Origin of the sequence: Paenibacillus chondroitinus NBRC 15376 (assembly GCF_004000765.1) — a bacterium.
Classification (GTDB): Bacteria; Bacillota; Bacilli; order Paenibacillales; family NBRC-103111; genus Paenibacillus_E; species Paenibacillus_E chondroitinus.
Window position 1 is genome coordinate 49,974 of record NZ_BILW01000015.1, and the last position, 22,604, is coordinate 72,577.

General features: G+C 47.5%; 25 protein-coding genes and 1 other annotated feature. Of the genes, 23 read left to right on the forward strand and 2 right to left on the reverse strand.

The window, feature by feature from the left end; genetic code table 11:
* Positions 1 to 6: 6 nt before the first annotated feature.
* On the forward strand, positions 7 to 1,395 hold the full coding sequence (gene murC / locus PCH02S_RS17855) for a UDP-N-acetylmuramate--L-alanine ligase (protein ID WP_127455298.1): 1,389 nt from the start codon (positions 7 to 9) through the stop codon (positions 1,393 to 1,395).
* Positions 1,396 to 1,548: 153 nt separating this feature from the next.
* The gene (locus PCH02S_RS17860; protein ID WP_127455299.1) at positions 1,549 to 2,895 is read left to right on the forward strand and encodes an SPOR domain-containing protein; all 1,347 of its coding nucleotides are present in this window, start codon (positions 1,549 to 1,551) and stop codon (positions 2,893 to 2,895) included.
* A 57-nt stretch (positions 2,896 to 2,952) separates the two neighbouring features.
* Here PCH02S_RS17860 and PCH02S_RS17865 read toward each other — a convergent pair whose 3' ends face one another.
* On the reverse strand, positions 2,953 to 4,191 hold the full coding sequence (locus PCH02S_RS17865) for an N-acetylmuramoyl-L-alanine amidase (protein ID WP_127455300.1): 1,239 nt from the start codon (positions 4,189 to 4,191) through the stop codon (positions 2,953 to 2,955).
* A 146-nt stretch (positions 4,192 to 4,337) separates the two neighbouring features.
* Between PCH02S_RS17865 and PCH02S_RS17870 the strand changes: the two genes are divergently transcribed.
* From PCH02S_RS17870 to PCH02S_RS17965, 20 genes are all read left to right on the forward strand, one after another.
* Complete coding sequence (locus PCH02S_RS17870) at positions 4,338 to 4,580, forward strand: DUF4321 domain-containing protein (protein ID WP_127455301.1); 243 nt, start codon at positions 4,338 to 4,340, stop codon at positions 4,578 to 4,580.
* A gap of 50 nt (positions 4,581 to 4,630) precedes the next feature.
* Positions 4,631 to 5,239, forward strand: a complete 609-nt coding sequence (locus tag PCH02S_RS17875; RefSeq protein WP_407670095.1) for a Maf family protein — start codon at positions 4,631 to 4,633, stop codon at positions 5,237 to 5,239.
* Between the two features lie 97 nt (positions 5,240 to 5,336).
* Positions 5,337 to 5,789 carry an RrF2 family transcriptional regulator gene (locus tag PCH02S_RS17880; RefSeq protein WP_127455302.1) on the forward strand — a complete coding sequence of 151 codons (453 nt, stop codon included), beginning with the start codon at positions 5,337 to 5,339 and terminating at the stop codon, positions 5,787 to 5,789.
* A 109-nt stretch (positions 5,790 to 5,898) separates the two neighbouring features.
* Entirely contained in the window at positions 5,899 to 6,588 is a 690-nt protein-coding gene (gene radC, locus PCH02S_RS17885; protein WP_127455303.1) for a RadC family protein, read from the forward strand.
* A 35-nt stretch (positions 6,589 to 6,623) separates the two neighbouring features.
* Positions 6,624 to 7,658 (forward strand): rod shape-determining protein, encoded by a 1,035-nt coding sequence (locus PCH02S_RS17890; RefSeq protein ID WP_127455304.1) that lies wholly within the window; start codon positions 6,624 to 6,626, stop codon positions 7,656 to 7,658.
* 33 nt (positions 7,659 to 7,691) lie between these two features.
* Complete coding sequence (gene mreC / locus PCH02S_RS17895; RefSeq protein WP_246069136.1) at positions 7,692 to 8,555, forward strand: rod shape-determining protein MreC; 864 nt, start codon at positions 7,692 to 7,694, stop codon at positions 8,553 to 8,555.
* 13 nt (positions 8,556 to 8,568) lie between these two features.
* On the forward strand, positions 8,569 to 9,096 hold the full coding sequence (gene mreD, locus PCH02S_RS17900) for a rod shape-determining protein MreD (RefSeq protein ID WP_127455305.1): 528 nt from the start codon (positions 8,569 to 8,571) through the stop codon (positions 9,094 to 9,096).
* A 72-nt stretch (positions 9,097 to 9,168) separates the two neighbouring features.
* Positions 9,169 to 9,828: a septum site-determining protein MinC gene (gene minC / locus PCH02S_RS17905; RefSeq protein ID WP_127455306.1), complete on the forward strand. Its 660-nt coding sequence runs from the start codon at positions 9,169 to 9,171 to the stop codon at positions 9,826 to 9,828.
* 42 nt (positions 9,829 to 9,870) lie between these two features.
* Positions 9,871 to 10,665, forward strand: a complete 795-nt coding sequence (gene minD / locus PCH02S_RS17910) for a septum site-determining protein MinD (RefSeq protein ID WP_127455307.1) — start codon at positions 9,871 to 9,873, stop codon at positions 10,663 to 10,665.
* Between the two features lie 7 nt (positions 10,666 to 10,672).
* Complete coding sequence (locus tag PCH02S_RS17915) at positions 10,673 to 11,821, forward strand: FtsW/RodA/SpoVE family cell cycle protein (RefSeq protein WP_127455308.1); 1,149 nt, start codon at positions 10,673 to 10,675, stop codon at positions 11,819 to 11,821.
* 176 nt (positions 11,822 to 11,997) lie between these two features.
* Positions 11,998 to 12,897 carry a M23 family metallopeptidase gene (locus PCH02S_RS17920; RefSeq protein ID WP_164819612.1) on the forward strand — a complete coding sequence of 300 codons (900 nt, stop codon included), beginning with the start codon at positions 11,998 to 12,000 and terminating at the stop codon, positions 12,895 to 12,897.
* A 1-nt stretch (position 12,898) separates the two neighbouring features.
* Positions 12,899 to 13,765, forward strand: coding sequence for a M50 family metallopeptidase (locus PCH02S_RS17925; protein ID WP_246069147.1), 867 nt, complete (start codon positions 12,899 to 12,901; stop codon positions 13,763 to 13,765).
* 23 nt (positions 13,766 to 13,788) lie between these two features.
* Positions 13,789 to 14,952 (forward strand): Rne/Rng family ribonuclease, encoded by a 1,164-nt coding sequence (locus PCH02S_RS17930; protein WP_127455311.1) that lies wholly within the window; start codon positions 13,789 to 13,791, stop codon positions 14,950 to 14,952.
* 53 nt (positions 14,953 to 15,005) lie between these two features.
* Positions 15,006 to 15,093, forward strand: a sequence feature (ribosomal protein L21 leader region).
* A 12-nt stretch (positions 15,094 to 15,105) separates the two neighbouring features.
* Positions 15,106 to 15,417: a 50S ribosomal protein L21 gene (gene rplU / locus PCH02S_RS17935; RefSeq protein WP_127455312.1), complete on the forward strand. Its 312-nt coding sequence runs from the start codon at positions 15,106 to 15,108 to the stop codon at positions 15,415 to 15,417.
* Positions 15,418 to 15,428: 11 nt separating this feature from the next.
* Entirely contained in the window at positions 15,429 to 15,782 is a 354-nt protein-coding gene (locus PCH02S_RS17940; RefSeq protein WP_127455313.1) for a ribosomal-processing cysteine protease Prp, read from the forward strand.
* A gap of 4 nt (positions 15,783 to 15,786) precedes the next feature.
* On the forward strand, positions 15,787 to 16,098 hold the full coding sequence (gene rpmA / locus PCH02S_RS17945) for a 50S ribosomal protein L27 (RefSeq protein ID WP_127455314.1): 312 nt from the start codon (positions 15,787 to 15,789) through the stop codon (positions 16,096 to 16,098).
* A 188-nt stretch (positions 16,099 to 16,286) separates the two neighbouring features.
* Positions 16,287 to 17,042 carry a Spo0B domain-containing protein gene (locus PCH02S_RS17950; protein WP_127455315.1) on the forward strand — a complete coding sequence of 252 codons (756 nt, stop codon included), beginning with the start codon at positions 16,287 to 16,289 and terminating at the stop codon, positions 17,040 to 17,042.
* Between the two features lie 55 nt (positions 17,043 to 17,097).
* Positions 17,098 to 18,399 carry a GTPase ObgE gene (obgE, locus tag PCH02S_RS17955; RefSeq protein ID WP_127455316.1) on the forward strand — a complete coding sequence of 434 codons (1,302 nt, stop codon included), beginning with the start codon at positions 17,098 to 17,100 and terminating at the stop codon, positions 18,397 to 18,399.
* 698 nt (positions 18,400 to 19,097) lie between these two features.
* Positions 19,098 to 20,171, forward strand: coding sequence for an anthranilate phosphoribosyltransferase (locus PCH02S_RS17960; RefSeq protein WP_127455317.1), 1,074 nt, complete (start codon positions 19,098 to 19,100; stop codon positions 20,169 to 20,171).
* 183 nt (positions 20,172 to 20,354) lie between these two features.
* The gene (locus tag PCH02S_RS17965; protein WP_127455318.1) at positions 20,355 to 21,374 is read left to right on the forward strand and encodes a C40 family peptidase; all 1,020 of its coding nucleotides are present in this window, start codon (positions 20,355 to 20,357) and stop codon (positions 21,372 to 21,374) included.
* A gap of 39 nt (positions 21,375 to 21,413) precedes the next feature.
* Here PCH02S_RS17965 and PCH02S_RS17970 read toward each other — a convergent pair whose 3' ends face one another.
* Positions 21,414 to 21,923, reverse strand: a complete 510-nt coding sequence (locus PCH02S_RS17970) for an NUDIX hydrolase (RefSeq protein ID WP_127455319.1) — start codon at positions 21,921 to 21,923, stop codon at positions 21,414 to 21,416.
* 166 nt (positions 21,924 to 22,089) lie between these two features.
* Between PCH02S_RS17970 and PCH02S_RS17975 the strand changes: the two genes are divergently transcribed.
* Positions 22,090 to 22,572 carry an ACT domain-containing protein gene (locus tag PCH02S_RS17975; RefSeq protein ID WP_246069137.1) on the forward strand — a complete coding sequence of 161 codons (483 nt, stop codon included), beginning with the start codon at positions 22,090 to 22,092 and terminating at the stop codon, positions 22,570 to 22,572.
* Positions 22,573 to 22,604 lie beyond the last annotated feature (32 nt).

Genomic DNA, 22,604 nt, shown 5'->3' on the forward strand with positions numbered 1-22,604 from the left:
AACGGCGTGAGTCAAGCAGAACACGTACATTTTATAGGCATCGGCGGATACGGCATGAGTGCTATTGCCAAAGTCATGCTTGAAATGGGTTACCGGATATCCGGTTCCGACCTGGCACACCAAGAGTTAACGGAAAAGTTAAAAGCGAAGGGTGCGCAAGTTTTCATAGGGCATGAAGCTCGCAATGTATCAGGTGCTGATTTGGTTGTTTATTCGACAGCCTTATCCAAAGATAATGTGGAGATGCAAGCGGCGGAGGAATTAAACATTCCGGTCATTCACCGCTCACAGATGCTGGCAAGACTTATGAACGAACGCAAAGGCATTGCGGTTGCAGGAGCACACGGCAAAACGACGACCTCCTCAATGATCGCTTTGGTTATGGAAATTTGCGGAATAGATCCGACTTATATTATCGGCGGCGAAATCATGAATGTCGGCAGCAATGCCAAAGCAGGCAAAGGTGAATTCGTTGTAGCGGAAGCCGATGAAAGCGATGGTACGTTCCTTCAATATCATCCAACGCTTGCTCTAGTAAATAACATTGAAGCTGATCATTTAGAGAACTATAATGGCGACTTCGAGAATTTAAAGCAAGCTTATAAGCAATTCCTCAGCCAAGTAAGACCTGGTGGAAAAGCGATTGTTTGTCAAGATGATATGTTTTTACGTGAAATGATTCCGGCCATTCAAAGCGAAGTCATCACGTATGGAATAGATAATGACGCTGACTACGTAGCCAGCGATATTTCGTTAGGCGACCGCAAGGTTACGTTTAACGTTCACAACCAAGGCGCGCTGCTTGGGCAGGTTAGCTTATCTGTGCCAGGGAAGCACAACGTGTATAACGCATTGGCGACAGTGATCACATGCCTGGAAGCGGGACTGCCTTTTGAGAAGATTGCTGAGGCGATTCAAGAGTTCCGGGGGGCGAAGCGTAGATTCCAGGTGCTCGGGGAAGTAGAGAACATCCTGGTCATTGATGACTATGCGCATCATCCGACTGAGATTCAAGCAACGATCTCTGCTGCCAAGGCAACAGGCAAACGGATCATTGCCGTTTTCCAACCACAACGCTATACACGTACCTATTATCTATTTGAGCAATTCAGCCGCTCTTTTGATGAGGCGGACGAGGTGATTATCACCGATATTTATTCTCCTGCGGGCGAGAAGCGGATTGAGGGAGTAGATTCAGCTAAACTAGTTGAATTGATCAAGAGCAATAGCAATCCTAATGTTCAGCACATTGCCACAAGGGAAGATGTTCTTGGGTATTTAATCGATCATGTACAGCCAGGTGATTTGGTGCTGACGATGGGTGCCGGGGATATCTGGAAAGCGGCCGACGGTTTAGCGAAGTCACTGCGCAAGAAATACGAGACGAACGGTTAGAGGAAAGATCGCTGTAAGCCAATTGGCTGGAGGCGGTCTTTTTTTGCTTAACCAAACATATTTCAATTCTCTCAATCATAATCTAGTAACAGAAGATTTGGACAAGATGACGGCGGGTCCGTTTCCAAATACATTTTATGAGGAGTGAATGGAATGAGTAAAGCAAGAATCACGTATCGTTTCGACACCAAGGAGCCGGCAGAATCGAACCGTAAAGTGTCGCGAGTACCCGGTCCTGAAGAAAAGGTGATTCCACTCTATCAGGAAGAGTATAAGGTTGTAACGAATTCTCCCAATGACGGGCAAAACTCAGAGGAGATAACATCCTATCAACAAGCTGAGAGAGAGCAAGTAGAAAGCTTGTTTGAACCGCATGCGCTGAATACGTTTACTACGGATTTCGGCAGCTGGAACAGCCAGATTGAGACGGAAGGCGAAAGAGTCGAGCGAATTATCCGCGAGTCTCAGGCCATTCGGGAACAGCAAGTGAGGGCAGAGGTTCCTGTCCAAAGACAAGAGCCGATAACAGAGCAAAATCGTGATGAATGGTCGAGCTGGACGCATAAAGGGCCTTATATCGAACCGGAAGTTGGCACTAGATATGCTAAATCAAACGGTGCCCCCTGGATTCGAATTGCAACCTCCGTAGCAGGAGCTGTCGTGACGGGAGTCGCTTTCGGATTTTTTGTCCTCTCGATGTTCTCGCCATCTGACCGCACCCCGACGGACACAGCGCCCGGCAAGACTACGATTGCTGTCCCTTCCGCTAACGTAGCGGCTGTTCCTTCGAAAGCGCCGGGCGGTGCTACCAAAATAGGCACAGATCAAGCAGCTGGCTTGCCTGCAACGGCTGGCGCTGTCACACCGGTTCAAATTCCGGCTAAATCCTATACATTCCTGCAAAATGGGGTGTTCAGCTCCATGCAGAGCGCTCAAGCCATCCAGGATACGCTGAAGAAGAAAGGTTTGGCATCCGCCCTGGACAGTTCGGATAAGCCCACGATTTTTGTAGGATTTGCCAATAACAAAGACGACGCCACGGCCTTGAGACAACAAGTCCAAACCGTGGATAAAACGATAGAAGTGTATATCAAAAGTCTAGACATCCCGGCAGTGACAGGAATTCGTTGGAGCGGCCAAAAGCCCGATTCAGTGCCTGCTTTCCTAACAGAAGCAAATAAGCTTGTGAATACAATCAATGAATTGGCACTTATTCATCTGGCTGAAACGAAGCCTAGCGCGCTTTCAGATAGTTCGCTGCAAACGATTCACACTTCTCACCAATCGCTGACTACGTTGTCTACGGCGCTAAATGAAGGCTTAAGCGATGACACTAAGCCTATCGTCCAAAAGATGACATCCTCCTTGAACAGTGCCGTGCAATCGATGGATGAGTACAAGAAAAGCCCTTCCACGGCGATGCTCTGGCAAGCTCAAACATCCATGATGCAGTACATTCTGGCACAGAAAGATTTGCTGAAGAAAATAAGCGTTTCTTAACTTGAAAAAAACAGGTGTCCTCAGAGCTCGTCGGAGCTTTGAAAGACACCTGCTTTTTTATTTTGTGAAGTAACGATCTAACAGGGCAGCCATCTCTGCGCGTGTCATCGTTTGCTCCGGTTTGAACGAAGTATCTGTGATTCCGTTAATGATGCCCTTCTGTTTCAAAGCATAAATAGCTTTGGCGCTCCACAAATCCGCCGGCACATCGTCAAAAGTTGCCTTAGGGGCCGGGCTTTGCCCACCACTTTTTGTAGACAATTGAATGAGGCGGTCGAAAAGATAAGCGACTTCGCCACGGGTGATCGGTTGTTCAGGGCGAATCGTTCCATCCGCATATCCTTGAAGCAGATTTAATTGTTGCGCTTTGGCAAAAACAGGGCTTGCCCAGTAAGAAGCCGGCAGGTCTTTGTACGTTTGGTCAGCCGTCTGGCAGCTATATACCGCTGAGGTGACGGTTCCACTTGGCGTACAAGCGGCTGCGAGTTTGTCGAATGAAAACGCCCGATCCATCAAAGTGAGGAATTCCGCTCTTTTCAAAGCGCGATCCGGTTGATACTGATTGTTTATTCCGTCAATAATGCCTTTATTTTTCATGCGCATAATGGACTCTCTTGCCCAATGCCCAAGGGTATCTGTGAATAAGGGCGGGGCATAGCCCGCAATGCCGTTGGCAATCCCAACAGCCATTTTCGCTCGAACGGCGTCACTTGCAAGCAATGCTGCATCGCTGGATTGGTTTAGAAAAGCAGTTTCCACAAGAATACTTGGAATGCTGCCCATTCTCGCTACGTAAACCGCGCTTGGAACTAAACCCAAGTTCTTCGTGCCGGCTGCCGAAACCAAGGAATCCAGAACATGCTGGGCCAAATCTTTACTGTAGGGTGTCAACTGTTTCATTTTGTCGCTTGCGGGATAATCCTCTTGGGGGTAATCGTTGTCGTAGTAAAGCACCATGCTGCCTCTGGTTGTGCCGTTCGGATGCGAATTGGCGTGGACGGATACGAATAAATCCGCTTGCAAGGCATCCGTGAAATTTACGCGCTCCGCGAGTGACCAATACGTGTCATCGGTTCTTGTCAGGACGACCTCGTAACCTCGCTTCGTTAGCTCGTCCCGCAGCTTTTGCGTGATGTCGAGATTGACATCTTTCTCCTTCAAACCGTTCAAGCCCAAGGCACCGGGGTCGCTTCCGCCATGTCCGGCATCAAGAACGATTTTATAGGCAAAAGCTTGATAAGGAAACGCTATCGTAAGTATAAAGGTGAGTAGAACAAGTCTTTTAAGTAAAGTCATAAGTTGAAGTACCTCCAAAATCTATCTTACTAGGAACAGCTAAGGATGTAAGCAGGTAAGAATCACCATCCGGTTACATTTTTCATGGAAAAAAGTAGAGTGTGCCCGTATAATAGGGCTTGTACATAGAAGAGAGGATGACAGCGATGAAAAAAGGCACTTTTACCTTAGTCATATTTTTAATCATCGGATTGATAACCGGGATTATTGTCGGCCAGCTGCTGACTCCTGTGCCCGCTCTATCTTTTTTAACCAAATCGGCCTCGATTACTTGGGATCCAAAGGCAGATCTGCAAGTTGTGAAATATGAGCTGCATCTTCTGGTGAGACTAAATTTGTGCAGTATTCTTGGATTAGTAGGTGCTTTCCTCCTGTATCGCAAGCTGTAATCGGCATTGAATCCTATACGGACATTATCATAAGCTAGGAGTTGTTTCTGTTGAATAAATCACCAAACCACGAGCAAAGATTAATTCTTGCTTCATCCTCGCCGCGGAGGCAGGAATTGATTCAGGGACTTGGACTACCCTATATCATTCGGGTAAGCGACGCGGATGAGACCGTAGAAGGAAAAATAACGCCTTCAGAACTAGTAGAAGTTCTATCGGTACGCAAGGCGTCAACGGTTCGCGAGATGCTGGAGTCCAGTGAAAAACACGGGATCATCGTGGGATCTGATACGGTCGTTGTGCTTCACCATGAGGTTCTTGGAAAGCCTGTGGATGAAGAAGATTCCTTCCGGATGTTGAAAGGCCTGCAAGGCACGACGCATCAGGTGTACAGCGGAGTGGCTTGCATCGATGCAGCTACAGGCAAGCAGGTAGTCTCGCACAGCGTAACGAATGTGAAGATGAAAGCTATGTCAGACGAGCAGATTCGTCGATATATCGCGACAGGCGAGCCTAAGGACAAAGCCGGCTCGTATGCGATTCAAGGGATTGGCGCAACCATCGTAGAAGCCATTGAAGGGGACTATTTTACAGTTGTTGGCTTGCCGCTTTCCTTGCTTAGTGATTTGCTGTTAACCTTCGATATCCAAGTTCTGTAATCTCTCCTTTCTAGTCGTGCACACATTGACTGTGCAATCTGTAACGGTTACAATGACAGTAAGCGACATGACATCGCAACTTCAGGGAGGATTGGCCATGAACAGCGAATTTACAATAGCCGTCCACAGTCTCGTATTTCTTGCAAATTTGCCTGATCATATGGCAACCAGTGAAGAAATTGCTACGAATGTATCCACACATTCTGCTCGTATACGCAAAGTTATGGGCTTTCTGCGAAAAGCAGGTTACGTTTCAACCAAAGAAGGCATCGGGGGCGGATTCATTCTCTGCCGTAATCCGGATGATGTGACACTCGGTGAAATTTACCGATTAACGTGTCATGGTTCTTTGAAACCAAGCTGGTGTTCCGGCGATGAGAAGAATAACGATTGTATCATTTCATCCAAAATGGATAAATTGATGGGCAACGTTTTCGCAGACGCCGAAAAGCAGATGGAATTATACTTCGATGGTTATACCATCGGCGGTATGCTGGAACGAATCAAAGCTTACGGATGCCCGGAATTGAATAATGAGCAGTTATCCTAGAAGCCCTCGGATCTTATAATCCGGGGGTTTTGTGTCGTTTTAAGGTCCTTGTCGCGATGAATGGGATACGGATAAGTAACACAACCTACAGATGGAAAGAGGGGAATTGATGGAAGTCACAAGTTTAATGCTTCGTGAAGTACCGACGGAAGAAAGGCCTAGAGAGCGAATGCTTCAATATGGAGCTGAGGCGTTAAGCCACGCCGAGCTGTTGGCGATTATTCTTCGAACCGGAACGGTTTCGGAGTCAGCGGTTCGTCTGGCAAACCGCATCTTAAGCGAGTCCGGAGGATTGCGCAGCCTGGTGGACATGAGCAAGGATCAGCTTACACAAATCAAAGGCATTGGTGATGCCAAAGCGCTGCAAATTCTAGCCGGTATCGAGCTCGGTCGGCGAATTGCCAAAAGCACATTCGCAGAGCGGATTACGATTCGATCCCCGAAGGATATCGCGAACTTAATGAGCGAGGAACTTCGATATTTGCAGAAGGAGCATTTCGTTTGTTTGTTTTTGAATACGAAAAATCATGTGCTTGCGCAAGAAACACTCTCCATGGGCAGCTTGAACGCGTCCATCGTCCATCCCCGCGAAGTTTTCCGTGCAGCCATCAAAAGAAGCAGTGCGTCTATTGTTTGTGTACATAATCATCCTAGCGGGGATCCCACGCCAAGCCCGGAAGATATACAGCTAACCCACCGTTTGGTGGAAGCCGGAACTATTATTGGTATTGAAGTGTTGGATCATGTTATCATAGGTGATCAGAGATTCATAAGTTTGAAGGAAGAAGGCTTTATGTAATATAATAGGTTGGCAATAGGAAAGGAGTAACTGCCATGTTTGGAGGCTTTACGAAAGATCTGGGAATTGATTTAGGTACAGCGAATACACTGGTTTATGTAAAAGGCAGAGGAATAATCGTTAGAGAACCATCGGTGGTTGCTCTACGTACGGATACGAAAACAATCGAAGCTGTTGGAGACGCAGCCAAAAAAATGATCGGCCGCACACCAGGCAATATTCGTGCGATTCGTCCGATGAAAGATGGCGTTATTGCTGATTTTGAAACAACGTCAACCATGATTCGCTACTTTTTGAGACAGGCTCAAAAACAGCGCTGGTTATTCCAACGTCACCCTAATGTGATGGTTTGTGTGCCTTCCGGCATCACGGCCGTAGAGAAACGTGCGGTGGAAGACGCAACGAAACAAGCCGGAGCGCGTGAAGCCTATACGATTGAAGAGCCGTTTGCGGCAGCGATCGGCGCAGATCTTCCTGTGTGGGAACCAACGGGAAGCATGGTTGTCGATATCGGCGGGGGAACCACAGAAGTAGCGGTCATCTCACTTGGGGGCATTGTGACGAGCCGTTCCATCCGCATAGCCGGAGATGAAATGGACGAGGCCATCATTCAATACATCAAACGTACATACAATCTGATGATTGGGGAACGCACGTCGGAGACGCTCAAGATGGAGATTGGTTCTGCGCTTCCAATGGAACAGCCGGAAACACTCGAAATCCGTGGACGTGACCTTGTTTCCGGTCTGCCGAAGACCATGAGCGTAACCTCTGATGAGATCACAGAATCATTGACGGATACGGTGAATGCGATCGTTGAAGCTGTGAAAGTTACGCTGGAGAAGTGTCCGCCGGAATTGTCAGCGGATATTATGGACCGCGGAATCGTGTTAACCGGCGGTGGCGGTTTGCTGCGCAACTTGGATCGCTTGCTTGCCAGAGAAACCGGCATGCCCGTTCTCGTTGCAGAGAATCCGCTTGATTGTGTAGCGATTGGGACAGGCCGCGCCTTGGAAAATATTCATTTGTTTAAAAATAAATCAGGTTCAGGCTCGCGTTATAAACGTTAATATTCGTCAAGAATTCGTTAGAAGGTGCTCATTTTGTTCAAATTCATGGGAAACAAGAGGCTGATTTTCCTGATGTTCGGTTTAGTCTGCTTCTTTATATTGATGGGATTAACGCTGGGAAACCGGGGACCAATGACATGGCCGGAGAAATTCGTCAAAGACTCGGTATCGTGGACGCAAGGACTCTTCTACAAGCCCGCTGCGCAGGTAGCGGGCTTCTTTGAAGACATTCGACAGCTTAGAGTCATCTATGAAGAAAATAAGACGTTGAAGCTGACCTTGACGCAGTATGCGCGAGATACACAACGTCTGAACGATCTGGAATCGCAAAATAAGCGACTGATGGAAGCCCTGGGCTTTACAGAACGACAGCGTCAAGCCAACGCTTACACGTATCGGATTGCCGAGGTTGTTACGGTGGATAATGATCCGTACAACAGTACAGTGACGATTAATTTAGGCGACAAGGACGGCATCAAAGAGAATATGGCGGTTATGACAGTCGACGGATTAGTCGGCAGAGTAAGTAAAGTGTTCGGCTTTCACTCCAATGTGCAGCTGTTGAAAGAGATCACGGATTCCGACAACAACTCCAAAGCGATTGCGGTCACTGTGAAAGGCAATGCTAGCCAACCATTCGGCATGATTGAGTCTTATGACAGCAATACAGGGGAACTCGTGATGAACAAGGTGGAACATGCGGACGACATGAAAGTCGGGGATACGATTATTACATCAGGCTTGGGGCAAGTATTCCCTAAGGGAATTGAAGTAGGGACAATCTCTTCCATCGGCCCAGGGGAATTTGGGATCACCTACAAAGTTATGGTGAAGCCCAAAGCTTCGTTTAACCGTATTCGCGAAGTGTTCGTCGTCGAAGTTCCGGAAGTGAAATGAGGTGAGCCGTTACGTGACTCGACATTTGCTGTGGCTCATTCTATTAGGCTTGTTTATCCTGCAAGGCTCCATTGTGGTCTGGCTGATCCCATCTGCGTGGCAAAGCAGTGTTCATGTTACCCCCCATTTTACACTGGTCTTTATCTTGTTCATCGGACTTTTCCATCATCGACATTCTGCACTGATTTATGGGCTTTTGTTCGGTCTGCTGCATGATTTTAACTATTATGGGGCGATGCTCGGTGTGTATTCCTTCGGGATGGGACTCACCGGGTATTTGGCGGGACTGGCGCAGCGCAGGCAGCCTAACCTCATCTTTTATAATCTGCTCATTATAGGCGTCGGTCTGCTGTTGTTTGAGTTCATCGATTTTGGCATTAACCACTTGTTTAAGCTCATTGATATTGAGTTGAAATTTGCTCTCACCCATTACATGCTCCCAAGCGTGCTGTTTAATTTGCTTTTCGCCTTGATTTGCTACGTACCGATTCGCAAGCTGCTCGAAGGAAAGCGGATCGTACCTGCGAATACCGAAGATTAATTTTCCAGGCGGTTAGCAGGAGAATCCACGACAAGAGCCGAAATGTATAGGTTGGGAGGTCGTCATTCAATTATGTCTGTAGCTAAGCACCATGTGATGATAAAAGGGGTCAAGGATGGCCTTGTTTTTTTACTAAACGATGCATGCGATTGGCAAGATTTGCTGAAAGAGCTGCAGCATAAGCTGGAGAAAACCCATCAGCAAATACTGACCGGACCGATTATTCATGTGCACGTTAAATTAGGCAGCAGGGAAGCAACCGAGGAGCAGAAAGAAGAAATCAGATCTGTCATTAAGCAAAAGGGCAATCTGCTGATTCAATCGATCGAAAGTGATCCTCGTAAGGAAGTAGTCATAGAGCCTGCTGCAAGAATGTCAACGCTAAGAGGTATGATTCGTTCGGGACAAACCCTCCATCATGAGGGGGATTTACTGTATTTAGGCGATGTTAATCCAGGCGGAACAATTACCTCTACCGGGAACATTTATATTATGGGCTCGCTTCGCGGAATGGCGCATGCCGGGATTGACGGCGATGATAAAGCGATTATTGCCGCTTCTCATATGCGCCCGACCCAATTGCGGATCGCTGGAATTATTAGTCGTTCTCCGGATGAATGGGGCATTGAAGAGGCTTTTATGGAGTTTGCTTATGTGAAAGATGGTAAAATGGAAATCGACAAGCTTCATCAGCTTCATCGGATTTCTCCTGATTCGAATTTGAAATTATAGACTTATATATGTTATAGAAAATAGCGCGTGGGGTGAGAACATATGGGAGAGGCAATCGTTGTTACTTCGGGAAAAGGCGGCGTTGGCAAAACAACGACTTCAGCAAATCTTGGAACAGCATTGGCGCTTTTAGGGAAAAAAGTATGCATGGTGGACACCGATATTGGCCTGCGCAATTTGGATGTTGTCATGGGACTCGAGAACCGAATCATTTATGACCTTGTGGATGTTGCGGAAGGACGCTGCCGTTTACCGCAAGCCTTAATCAAAGATAAGCGCTTCGAAGAGCTGTATCTGCTGCCTGCGGCTCAGACGAAGGACAAGCATGCGGTATCGCCGGAGCAAGTGAAAGATATTATTCTTGATCTTAAAAAAGACTTTGAATTCGTCATCATAGACTGCCCCGCAGGCATTGAGCAAGGCTTCAAAAATGCGGTAGCGGGCGCTGACAAAGCGATCGTTGTAACGACTCCGGAGAACGCTGCTGTACGGGATGCCGATCGCATTATCGGACTGCTGGAGAATGAGAAAATTTCTTCGCCGAAGCTCATCATTAACCGGATTCGCCCGATGATGATGAAAAAAGGCGAGATGCTGGATATTGACGAAATCTGCTCAGTGCTAGCCATCGATCTGCTCGGCATTGTGCCAGATGACGAACATGTCATTAAAGCGGCCAATGCGGGCGAGCCGACCGTGATGAACCCATCGTCCCGCGCTGCGATTGCTTATCGAAACGTGGCTCGCCGGATCTTGGGCGACACGGTGCCTCTCATGCAGCTCGAAGACAAGACTGGCTGGGTCAAACGTATGAAAAAGTTTATCGGAATAGGATGATCTTGCTGTGCTCGCTAAACTGAAAAACATCGACATTCCTATTGTTGTTATTTTGTTCGCCTTCATGGTTATCAGCACAATGACGGTCTACAGTGCGTCCGTGGATCATCCGTCCATTGTCATCTCGATATCCAAAATTCTTATTCTCTATGCCGTTGGATTACTTGCCTTTCTAGCCTGCAGCCTTTTTGATTATCGTGTACTCATACGGATTGCTCCAGTCTTGTACGGTATCGGTATCGTATCTTTGGTGGCCGTTTATTTTTTTGGTAAAAAAATTCACGGAGCGCGCGGCTGGTTTGAACTTCCGGGAGGCCTGACCTTCCAACCGGCGGAGCTTGTGAAGCTGATTTTGATCATTTGTGTGACAGCGCTACTGGCCAAACGCGGCGGCGAGCTGCTGCAAATCAAAAACGATTTGATCCCTGTATGCGCGGCTGTTCTGCTTCCGTTTATTCTCGTCTTGATTCAGCCGGACTTGGGGAATGCGATCATCTTCGTTATTATCCTGCTCGGTATGCTTTGGATCGGGAACATCAAATACACGCACGTTTTATTGAGTGTCGTTATCTTTGCAGGGTTAGGTTTTCTGCTGCTCACCCTGTATAAGACGTTTCATACTAGTTTGTACGACGCACTCAAAGGCTTCGGCTTCAGCCACTGGATGGACCGTATCGACACCTACCTATACCCGCAAGATGTAACGGAAGATGATAGTTATCAAGTGAAAAATGCGATCAGAGCAATCGGGTCAGGGGGGCTGGAAGGCGAGGGTTACCTAAAGGGAACTTCTGTCCACAGTAACTTCATTCCTTTTGCTTATTCGGATTCCATCTTTGTTGTGGTGGGGGAAGAATTCGGCTTCAGAGGTTCTGCCGTTCTGCTGCTCATCTATTTCTTGCTTATCTATCGCATGATTCTGATTTCCATTCAAAGCACTCAGCTTAGCGGAGCTTATATCGTGGTTGGCGTTGTCTCTATGTTCGTCTTTCAAATTTTTGAAAATGTGGGTATGATGATCGGCATTATGCCATTAACGGGAATCACCCTGCCATTCGTTAGTTATGGGGGAACCTCGCTTTTGATCAACATGCTGTCGCTTGGCCTGGTGATGAGCGTTAAGCTCCATCAGGATCGTGAACCGGAATTGTTTTAAAAAGGATAAGTCCCTGGCGAGCAGTCAGGGGCTTTTTTTCTGTCCGTTCGGAGGCGTTTCCCTGCGGATTATCACATAATCTTGTCCTTCTTCTCATAGGCTGTACTATGCGAGATTTGCGAATACAGCGATATGAAGATTGTTTTCCGGAAGGAAAACGTTTGGGAGGGGCTTCCATGGAAGTCAAAGATAAAGTGAAACAACGGCGATTGGAACGGCTTCGGCATTTGCGCGAATCATCGGAGCATGTGAACGTCAATGGGAGTCCGGCGAAAGCAACCAGAGTGATGGAACATGTGCCTTTGCCGCCACGGCAGCAGCAGGTGGAACTTCCGCTTTATGTGGATGCGGACTGGAAAAGGCGTATGGAAGATCCCGAATATGCTTGGCAGCAAAAAATATTGATGGACAAGACGCTAAGCGGCGGCGGACCACCGGAAGATGGAGAGAGAGGGCTGTTCGCACCTCCTTCGCCACGCAAAATAGCGGTCAAGCTGTTGGTTAGCTGTGTGCTTTTTGCCTCTCTGTACGGCATGTTTCAGTTGAATGAGCCATGGGCTAATAAAGGCAAGCAGTTCGTTGCGGCTTCGTTAACACAGTCTTATGATTTCAACGCCTTATCGACTTGGTATACGAATCAATTCGGTGGTTCGCCGTCCTTTATTCCTAGCTTTAATCGCGTTGGGGACGAAGCCGTAAAGGTAAGTACCTCTAAACGGACCCTGTATGCCCCTGTAAAAGGAAGTATCATCAAGCCGTTCGATGGGACCAATCAACTTGGCGTCACGCTAAATACGGCGGAGTATGCGCCTGTCTACGCGCTGGACACGGGACAAGTCGTTTTCTCCGGGGTTTCGGCTGAAACGGGTAAAACGGTTATCATCCGCCATCCAGGAGGAATGCAGTCCCTGTACGGGGGGTTAAGCGAGGTTAGCGTTGAAACAGGAGATTGGATGAAGGTAGGAGAGCTCGTCGGCAAAGCTTCTAAGAAAGATCCGGCCAAAGGCACACTTTATGTCGCGTTTACGAGAGATGGCCGCCCTGTCAACCCAACGGATGTGATCTCCTTTGATTAAAGTGGCCGGAACGACCTATCGGTTTCACCCTTTATTTACACTTGTTTTAATAGGCTCTGCTTTGACGGGCTATTTTCTTGAGGCGATTACCTTATTCGGCATCGTTCTCGTTCATGAACTCGGTCACCTAACTGCTGCTAACGGCTTCGGCTGGCGGGTGCGGGAGGTCCAATTGCTCCCTTTCGGCGGTGTGCTGGTTGTCGATGAGCTAGGAAGTGTACCAACCTGGGAGGAGCTGGTGGTGGCTTTAGCGGGGCCGCTGCAGCATGTATGGCTGATTATTCTGGCGCTTCTTATGAAGTGGCTGGAGGTTGGGACCGCGAGTTGGTGGGATTACTTTATTGAAGCTAACATCATGATCTGTTTGTTCAACCTTCTTCCGGTCATGCCGCTGGATGGCGGAAAAGTGATGCAGTCCTTACTTGGGTATTTATTGTCGTATCATAACACGATTTTATATTCGGTTTGGATATCCATGTTCTTAAGTCTTGGCATCATTGTGATGGCTATTCTACAGCTGATTAGCGGGCAGCTGCCGCTGAATATATTAGTGATCGGCATTTTTCTGCTAGTGTCAAATTGGTATGCGTACCGGCAGCTGCCGTATCACTTTTTTCGCTTTCTGATTGGCCGCGGGAGCCGGGTGAGCCTGCTGCTGAGCCGCGGCACTCTGGCGCAGCCGATCGTCATAACCAAACATCGGACAATGGCCGATACGTTGAAGCTTTTTATGCGCGAAAAATACCATTTAATTTACATTGTCAACGAGGCGGGACGCATTCAAGCTATATTGCCTGAACAGCAGTTGGTGAGCGGTTATTTGGATGGAAAAAAACCGGGGAGTGCAGTTTCCGATCTTTTCATGTAAAATAACTGGTGAGGTGAACGTGTATGAAGCAACTTATAATTCACTGCGCACCGGAGCTTACACAAGCGGCATTGCTGGAAGAAGGTCGCCTTGTTGAGTATGATTCGCAGTATCCGCTTGATTCCCAAAGAGCAGGCAGCATCTACATGGGTCGCATCGTCAACGTACTTCCCGGCATGCAGGCGGCATTTGTCGATATTGGACTTGCGAAAAATGCCTTTCTTTATATAGACGATCTCCTCCCTGTCCATTTGGACAAGCAACCTAAGATTAAACCCTCAATAACGGAGCTTGCTGAAGTTGGGCAATTGCTTATGGTACAAGTATCCAAAGACCCGCAAGGCACCAAAGGCGCAAGAGTAACGACACATGTTTCAATTCCTGGCCGCTGGATTGTGTACATGCCAGGTGCCGACTACATCGCAATTTCCCGTAAAATTGACCTGGAAGTTGAAAGACAGCGCCTCAAGCAGCTGGCCGAAGGCAATTTGCTCCCTGGCGAAGGGGTTATCCTTCGGACGGGTTCTCTTGGCCAAAGCGAAGAAGCGATCCGCGACGATTTGCAAAATTTGCGTGAATTGTGGCAGATGATTCAATCCAAAGCACAAGGCGCAGAGGCTCCTGCGCAGCTGTATCAAGATCTGGATCTCTTACCGCGCTTAGCCCGTGACGTGATTACTTCCGAAGTGAACGAAGTTTGGCTTAATGATTCCAAAGTGTTCGAAGAGATGAGACAGCTGCTTCGCAAACAGCACCCGAGTTGGCGGGGGCGAATCGCTTTCTACGACCGTAAGACTCCGCTGTTCGATCATTTTGGCGTAACGGAAGAGTTGAATGTGAGTTTTAGAAGGAAAATATGGCTGCCAAGCGGCGGCTACTTGATTATTGATCAGACCGAAGCACTGACGGTTATTGATGTGAACACAGGCAGATATACCGGATCGATTAATTTGGAGCAAACAGTTACGGATATTAATCGTGAAGCAGCAAGTGAGATTCCAAGGCTTCTGCGCCTGCGGAATATTAGAGGCATTATTATCGTTGATTTTATTGATATGATTTCGGAAGTCAACCGCGCGGCGGTTATGGAGAACATTACGCAGGCTGTGCGCAAGGATCGTTCCAAAACGATCATCGTTGGCTGGACCAAGCTAGGCTTGCTGGAAATGACGCGAAAACGCAAATAAAACATTGCATATCAAAATGTTTCTGTGATATAATACTCGGAGTGTGTTGTTTAGGCATGCTGTAACCGCACGAAACGGGTTGAAGTACGGTTGGATATTTATCCGGACCGTCACCTGGACAAGGCGAGTCTGAGACATGAGGAGGTCATGAAAATGTACGCAATTATTGAAACAGGTGGTAAACAGTACAAAGTTCAAGAGGGCGATGTTCTTTACATCGAGAAATTGAACGCAGCTGAAGGTGAAGTGGTTTCTTTTGATCGTGTGCTTATGGTATCCAAAGAGAGCGGCGTAGTTGTAGGTGCTCCATTGGTATCCGGTGCTGCAGTTTCCGCGAAAGTGGAGAAACACGGCAAAGGCGCGAAAGTTATCGTGTATAAGTACAAACCGAAAAAGAACTACCACAAAAAGCAAGGTCATCGTCAACCATACACAAGAGTTGTAGTTGAGAAAATCCAAGCGTAAGAGGCGAGCTTATGATCTACGTGACCATAAAGCGTCTAGTACCGGATTCACCTCAAATTGTATCTTTTGTAGTGGAAGGCCATGCTGAATTTGACGTACCAGGCAAAGACTTAGTCTGTGCTGCAGTATCGGCGGTAACGTTCGGTACATATAATTCGATTGAATCCTTAACGGGAGTCATTCCTATTCACGAGATGGAACGGGGCTTTATGGATATTACGATACCAGACAGCGCACGGACTGTACCGGAGAAATGGAGCCAGATTCAAGTGATTCTGGAATCGATGGTCGTCATGCTAGAAACCATTGCAGACAATTACGGTGACTATATAACGATTAAAACAATCTATAACAAAGGAGGATAACATCATGTTGAAATTGGATCTCCAGTTTTTCGCTTCCAAGAAGGGTGTAGGTTCCACAAAGAACGGACGTGACTCCCACTCTAAGCGCCTTGGCGCTAAACGTGCAGACGGTCAAACCGTAACTGCAGGAAGCATTCTCTATCGCCAACGCGGTACGAAAATTCACCCAGGAACGAACGTGGGCATTGGTTCGGATGACACACTTTTCGCTTTAGTACCAGGCGTAGTGAAATTCGAGCGTCTTGGCCGCGATCGCAAAAAAGTGAGTGTATACCCAGTTGATGTAGCTCCTGTGGCTGCAGCTCTAGAAGCGTAATGAGAATCCCTGGCGAGCGATAAGCCCGTCAGGGATTTTTTCCTCATATGAAGATAACCTCTAATCGCGGTCAGTCATTACGGATGGCCAAGGGCAGAGGTTTTCTCATTTGTTTGGTGACGTTTGCAAGATGGCCATGCTATACTGGATAAACGGTTACAAAGCAGGGAGAACGGAGCGGACGAGGAATGAAACGAGTGAGCAGCGCACAGGTTTATTTATTGGCACTTGTGCTCATTGGGTTAACGGGAATGTTATTTCTAGAACCCTGGATTGTCAGGGTGGCATTACTCCTCATCGTCGTCATCAGTGGTTACACGGCTTTTAAATTGCAGGAAAGCAGCGTTCAAGAGAAACGGAACCAAGAGCTTAGAGAGCGAGATGAGCTTGCTCAGAGAAATTTGATACAGGTCATCAACCGATTGCGCCATGATTGGATGAACGATACCCAGATTTTATTTGGTTATATTCAGTTGAAGAAGTTTGATAATTTACAGCCTTATATGGAAAAAATAAAAATGAATATGCAGCAGGAAAGCAATCTATCCAAGCTGGGTATCCCCTCTTTAATTGCTTACTTGCTGTTGTTCCGAGTGCAGTCAAAGTCCTTAGAACTCGAAGTTGCCTTAGACGAAGAGATAAATTTGGGAAAGCTTCCTTTGCGAAGCGGGCTGATTGAGAGATTAGTCAGGCAAACGGCTGAATGCGTGCAGGCGCATGCGGCAACAAGTGACGATGAGAGCGGCAAACTGAGCTTGGAATTCGAGCTTCAAGAAGATGGCTTACTGCTTGATTTCGTATATCAAGGTCCTTATCGCAGGGATCAGCTGGAAAACGCAGTGAAGGAAATGTTGCGCTCTCATGCCCATTCATCTTCACTTGAGAATAGCGATTGGCAAGAGGAAGAAGCGGTTATCACGGTACGACTGCCGTTTCTTACATAATAGAGGGATCTTGGGCTTTCGTTGACCAAAGTCCCATCTTAGTTGAGGTGTAGAAATGTTTGTAGATAAAGCGAAGGTTTTTGTAAAAGGCGGCGACGGCGGCGATGGATTAGTTGCGTTTCGGCGCGAGAAATATGTACCGGAAGGCGGTCCAGCCGGCGGTGACGGAGGCAATGGCGGCGATGTGATTTTTCGCGTCGACGAGGGTCTGCGTACCCTGATGGATTTCCGCTATCAGAAGCATTTTAAGGCGGATCGCGGCGAGAAGGGCCGCAATAAATCCATGCACGGCGCTAACGCGGAGGACATGATCGTTCGCATCCCGCCGGGCACAACCGTGATTGACGATGATACGCAAGAAATCATCGCAGACTTGACGCGCCATGGCCAGGAAGTCGTTGTGGCCAAAGGCGGCCGAGGCGGCCGGGGCAACACGCGTTTCGTCACACAGCGCATCACAGCGCCGGAGATTGCCGAGAACGGCGAGGAAGGTGTTGAGCGCTGGGTTGTGCTGGAGATGAAAGTAATGGCGGACGTCGGCCTAGTCGGTTTCCCTAGCGTAGGGAAATCTACGCTGTTGTCGGTTGTTTCTGCCGCGAAGCCCAAAATCGCAGCGTACCACTTTACAACCCTTACCCCGAATCTTGGGGTTGTCGATGTCGGCGACGGACGCAGCTTCGTTATGGCGGACCTTCCCGGTTTGATCGAAGGCGCGCACGAAGGCGTGGGCCTCGGGCATGAGTTCCTGCGACACGTGGAACGGACGCGAGTTATTGTGCATGTCGTGGACATGTCCGCAGCGGATGGACGCGATCCTTATCAAGATTTCCTGATGATCAATGAGGAAATAAAGCTCTATAACGCTAAATTGGAGCAGCGCCCGCAAATCGTTGTTGCTAATAAAATGGACATGCCGGAGTCCGAGGATAATCTTGCTTTGTTCAAGGAACAGCTTGCTGCTGATGGCAAAGAGTTCGAGGTGTATCCAATCTCGGCTTTAACACGTGGTGGCGTGCAGGAGCTTCTCTATAAGATTTCTGACATCGTAGAGAGCATTCCGCAAGCGCCTGAAGTAGAAGGCGTGGCAGAGAAAGAAGAGCGTAAAGTGTATCGCTTCGAGAAACAAGAAGAGAATGATTACACGATTCGTCGCGTAAACGATGTCTTCGTGATTGAAAGTCCTTCGATTGACAAGTTGATCAAACGTACGAACTTCAGCACGCAGGATGGCGTCGCGCGATTCGCCCGCATTTTGCGGAACATGGGGATCGATCAAGATTTGCGCAGCCGGGGCGCTGTGCATGGACAGACGATTCAGATTGGTGATTTTGACTTTGAGTTTGATGAAAAAGGCTAATGGGAACACTCATCCTTTGGGATGGGTGTTTTTTTTGTTGAAATCTATGTATGGAATCGATCTACTCAAACAAATATTTTTCGTTGTAAAGACGGCTGTGCAGCAAAGTTGAAGGGCTACGTTGCATTACATACAACGTAATGGTGTGGTCAGACCTCGATTTCGGTCTTTCGTTGCACATCATACAACTAATTGTTGCAAAAGATGAATTGAAAGCGCTTCAATTGCAACAATCGTTGTAAAAAGTGCACTATAGAGGCGAAGTGAGGCTCCTTAACGGCCAAATGGTTGCGCAAAATACAACATAGTTGTCACAGTCGCTGTTATCACTCCAGCGGTTCCTCTCTGTGGGGAACTAAAGGGAGCTATTTCATCGAAATAGGCTCCTCTTCACATGGAGGGGAACTGACGTCCTCTATTTGTCGAGGGGAATTGACTTCTCCAACGCTTCCTTTCTCCTCAACGAGGAATTACTGGGCACTATTTCATTGAAATACTTTTGCTTCGCATCTACCTTGACAAACGCGCTCGTCCTAAAAGGACGGCGAAGTCGGTTATCCTTGTGTGATTCTTGATGATGTAACAATACTTGACATATAAAATGGAAAGTATTACGATTTCCTTATATAAGCAATATTTATGTCATTAAACATTACATTAAATTAAGGACTGGAGCTCTAATAGGAAGGAGGATGACGATGAAAAGATGGATTCAAGCGATCGGTTCGGGCCAGCAGGGAACCACGCGCGATCTCACGTACGAAGAAGCTTTAGAAGCAGCGCATGAAATGGCCAGAGGAAATTCTACCGACGCGCAGTGTGCAGCTTTCTTGATGGCGCTTTGTATGAAAGGTGAAGCTGATGAAGAGATGAGGGCGTTTATTGACGTTTTCCACAGCTATGCCCAACCTTATCATCCATTTGCGGATTCGCTTAATTGTGCAGGTCCTACGGAAGGGCGTCAATTTTTTCCCGTCACATTACCTGTTAGTCTCCTGCTCGCCTCAGTAGGTTTCTCCCAAGTGCTGCATGGAGGCGATTCTCTCCCGTCAAGACAGGGAACAGCTATGCAAGAAATTTTGGAAAGCTTCGGCGTTGCCATGGATTTATCGGCCAAAGCTTGGGAAACTATGCTGTTTCACTTGCACATTGGCTTCCTGCATACCGATCAACTCTGTCCACCGCTTGGGAAGTTGAAACAGGTTCGTGAACAGATCGGGCTTCGAACGGTCATCGATACGATTGAGAAAGTGATGAATCCTGTACAGTCCATGAATATGATTATTGGCGTCAATCAACGGAAAACGATGGAGTCGCTCATTCCTATTTCTATGAGATCCGGCGTACAAAGTATTTATCTGGTGAACGGTATCGAGGGCTCTGAAGATTTGCCGATTTACCAAAACAGCACAATTCGTATCGTTACCCCTTGGGGAGACGAGTCGCGCGTGGTGGAACCGCAGAAATTCGGCTTTCTTAGCGGTCCCCTGCAGCCTATGGACAAGGCTGAGCAGCTCTCGTCGCTGCGCCGTATTATCGGCGGTGAGAATACCGAAGAGCTGAAGCGGGAGCGTGATCACGTTATTTTTAATGCTGGATTGAGATTGACGTGGTTCGATAAGGTGGGAAGTTATGAGGAAGGCTTTCAATTAGCGGAATCTTTATTGCAAAGGAGAGAAGCTCAGAAGGTGATGCAGAAATGGGTGGATCAGAGTCATCGTTTCACACTGCAAGACTATCCTCACAATGACTCCTCTTCAAAAATTGGATAAAAAGACCATTTTGCGGTTAATTCGGCAAAAATGGTCTTTTTTTTATTTCTACCCTCTGAAACAATCTCCCCCCTGCGAAATGATATAAGAGGCAACGCTTTCGGTGCCGGACAACCTGGCACAAGCAAGATCACGAAAGTCGATGCACAACGTGAAAAGCAGAACGCTAAGGAGGCATACAACATGAAAAAACAAATACTCACCCTAGCGCTGGTTCCAGCACTTATTTTCGGCGCAGTTACCGTCCCTATGGCCAAAGAAGCTTCGGCCGCTACGACGACCACAACCGGTCAAATCGTAAGCTCCGTCAGTTTCCGTCAAGGTGCAAGCACGGATGCTGCACGTATTCGCTACTTGAAGGCAGGCGAGAAAGTAACCATCTTGTCCAAAGTGAATAGCTATTGGTACAAAGTAAAAGCATCTGATGGCAAGGAAGGATATGTAAGCACCGACTCCAAATACATAAAAACGTCTAGCGTGACAACGCCGGATGGTTCCGATAATAACAGCGGGTCAACCGGACAAATTGTAAGCTCCGTCAGTTTCCGCCAAGGTGCAAGCACGGATGCTGCACGTATTCGCTACTTGAAGGCAGGCGAGAAAGTAACCATTTTGTCCAAAGTGAACAGTTATTGGTACAAAGTAAGAGCGTCCGATGGTCAGGAAGGTTATGTAAGCACGGATTCCAAGTACATAAAAACTTCAGGCGTAACATCGCCGGGAGATTCAAACAATAACGGTGGTACAAGCGGCGGATCCGCCAGTGAAAAAGCGCAAAAAGTGATTGCGGCCGGCAAAAAATATTTAGGAACACCTTATGAATATGGTTCTAGCCGTGATAATACCAACACGTTTGACTGCTCTGACTTTGTTCGTCAAGCATTCTTGGACGGTATTGGGTTAAAATTGCCAAGCGACTCCAGAGGGCAAGGGAGTTATGTGAAATCACTCGGTAACGCCAAAACCGATTGGCATGATTTGAAACCTGGCGATCTGATGTTCTTCATGGATTACAAAGGGACAAGCAAGTCGAATTACAGCGGTATCGATAAATCGAAACAAACGATCTCACACGTGGCCATATACTTAGGCAATGGACAGATTTTATCGACGTATTCCAAGGAAAGCGGCGGAGTTCGCATTGATTCCTTTGAAAATCGTCACTGGGAATACCGCTTCTTATATGGCGGCAGCGCACTTTAAAATTCAAAAAGCAGACTTCGAAATCGAAGTCTGCTTTTTTTATACTTCCATAGGATCAACAAATGGATGCCAATGAATGGTAGGTAAATTGCTTTGTTCACTTATGCCAGCAGAGCCGATCCAAGGGGTTGTTGTAGGTCCAGCAACTAAATAATGCTCCAGCAAATTGCGGAAAATAAATGGAAGAGGACGTTCTAGAACAAGATCTTTCGGAACCCAGTGCAGCTCGCCTTCAGGGGTCGTGATACGGGGATTCACATCGGTGGAGCCGACGTAGAAAAACTGCTGCCGAACTTCTTGTCCATTTAGACGCAGTAAAATATACTGCAAGCGAAGTCCTTGGATTTCATCGTGTTCTATGCCAGTCTCCTCCCATATTTCACGTAAGCACGCGGCACGCGGGTTGTTTAGTTCATCTGGCTCTAAATGGCCCCCGATGGCAGCCCACAGCCCAGGGGACAGTGTGCGCGTTAAAGAGCGTTTCATCATAAGCAATTCATTCCGGCTGTTCCATAGAAGAGCAGTAGACATCATACGCAATGTAATCATGGTGGCGATCCCTTTCTTTTTCTAGTACACTCAGCTTAGCACAAGTAAACTAGCTCCTGCAAAGAAGCTAGTTTCAGAGCAATTTGCCTATTGCTTCAGACCTCGTGATTCGATATAATGTCCTCTATAGGTAAACAATAGTCTTTCTAGAGAGGACGGTAAGGTCGTGCCGGAAAGCAAAGAGTTTCTACAAACGATCAAGCACACCGGTCCTGAGAGGTACTACTTAGTCCGGGAAGATATTTTGCCAGAAGGTGTACTGAAGACGGTGCAGGCCAAAGAGCTGCTCGCTCGGGGTGAAGTGAAGACGATTCATGATGCCGTGGAACAGGTTGGGCTCAGCCGCAGCGCTTTTTATAAGTACAAGGATGGCATTCATTCGCTAAATAAGCTGGAAAGAGAGCGTATCGTAACGATTTCGATGGATTTGGAGCATCGGTCGGGGATTTTGTCCCGCGTTCTCGCGCTTATCGCTAATTTGGAAGGGAATGTGCTGACGATTCATCAGACGATTCCGCTGCAAGGGATGGCCAATGTCGTCATTTCTGTTGAAACCTCAACGATGGGGGAAGAGATTCGTCAGATCTTGGATCGGCTTCAGTCGCAAGAAGGAGTTAAGCGTGCCATGATTATCGGTCAGGGCAGTTAAGATAAACATATTACTATTCGGGAGGACAAACG

What these genes read in the sequence shown, in the direction of transcription:
- PCH02S_RS17860 (WP_127455299.1), top strand. Translation starts at nt 1,549, where the DNA reads ATGAGTAAAGCAAGAATCACGTATCGTTTCGACACCAAGGAGCCGGCA.
- PCH02S_RS17865 (WP_127455300.1), bottom strand. Translation starts at nt 4,191, where the DNA reads ATGACTTTACTTAAAAGACTTGTTCTACTCACCTTTATACTTACGATA.
- PCH02S_RS17870 (WP_127455301.1), top strand. Translation starts at nt 4,338, where the DNA reads ATGAAAAAAGGCACTTTTACCTTAGTCATATTTTTAATCATCGGATTG.
- PCH02S_RS17880 (WP_127455302.1), top strand. Translation starts at nt 5,337, where the DNA reads ATGAACAGCGAATTTACAATAGCCGTCCACAGTCTCGTATTTCTTGCA.
- radC (WP_127455303.1), top strand. Translation starts at nt 5,899, where the DNA reads ATGGAAGTCACAAGTTTAATGCTTCGTGAAGTACCGACGGAAGAAAGG.
- PCH02S_RS17890 (WP_127455304.1), top strand. Translation starts at nt 6,624, where the DNA reads ATGTTTGGAGGCTTTACGAAAGATCTGGGAATTGATTTAGGTACAGCG.
- minC (WP_127455306.1), top strand. Translation starts at nt 9,169, where the DNA reads ATGTCTGTAGCTAAGCACCATGTGATGATAAAAGGGGTCAAGGATGGC.
- minD (WP_127455307.1), top strand. Translation starts at nt 9,871, where the DNA reads ATGGGAGAGGCAATCGTTGTTACTTCGGGAAAAGGCGGCGTTGGCAAA.
- PCH02S_RS17920 (WP_164819612.1), top strand. Translation starts at nt 11,998, where the DNA reads ATGGAAGTCAAAGATAAAGTGAAACAACGGCGATTGGAACGGCTTCGG.
- PCH02S_RS17930 (WP_127455311.1), top strand. Translation starts at nt 13,789, where the DNA reads ATGAAGCAACTTATAATTCACTGCGCACCGGAGCTTACACAAGCGGCA.
- rplU (WP_127455312.1), top strand. Translation starts at nt 15,106, where the DNA reads ATGTACGCAATTATTGAAACAGGTGGTAAACAGTACAAAGTTCAAGAG.
- PCH02S_RS17940 (WP_127455313.1), top strand. Translation starts at nt 15,429, where the DNA reads ATGATCTACGTGACCATAAAGCGTCTAGTACCGGATTCACCTCAAATT.
- rpmA (WP_127455314.1), top strand. Translation starts at nt 15,787, where the DNA reads ATGTTGAAATTGGATCTCCAGTTTTTCGCTTCCAAGAAGGGTGTAGGT.
- PCH02S_RS17950 (WP_127455315.1), top strand. Translation starts at nt 16,287, where the DNA reads ATGAAACGAGTGAGCAGCGCACAGGTTTATTTATTGGCACTTGTGCTC.
- obgE (WP_127455316.1), top strand. Translation starts at nt 17,098, where the DNA reads ATGTTTGTAGATAAAGCGAAGGTTTTTGTAAAAGGCGGCGACGGCGGC.
- PCH02S_RS17960 (WP_127455317.1), top strand. Translation starts at nt 19,098, where the DNA reads ATGAAAAGATGGATTCAAGCGATCGGTTCGGGCCAGCAGGGAACCACG.
- PCH02S_RS17965 (WP_127455318.1), top strand. Translation starts at nt 20,355, where the DNA reads ATGAAAAAACAAATACTCACCCTAGCGCTGGTTCCAGCACTTATTTTC.
- PCH02S_RS17970 (WP_127455319.1), bottom strand. Translation starts at nt 21,923, where the DNA reads ATGATTACATTGCGTATGATGTCTACTGCTCTTCTATGGAACAGCCGG.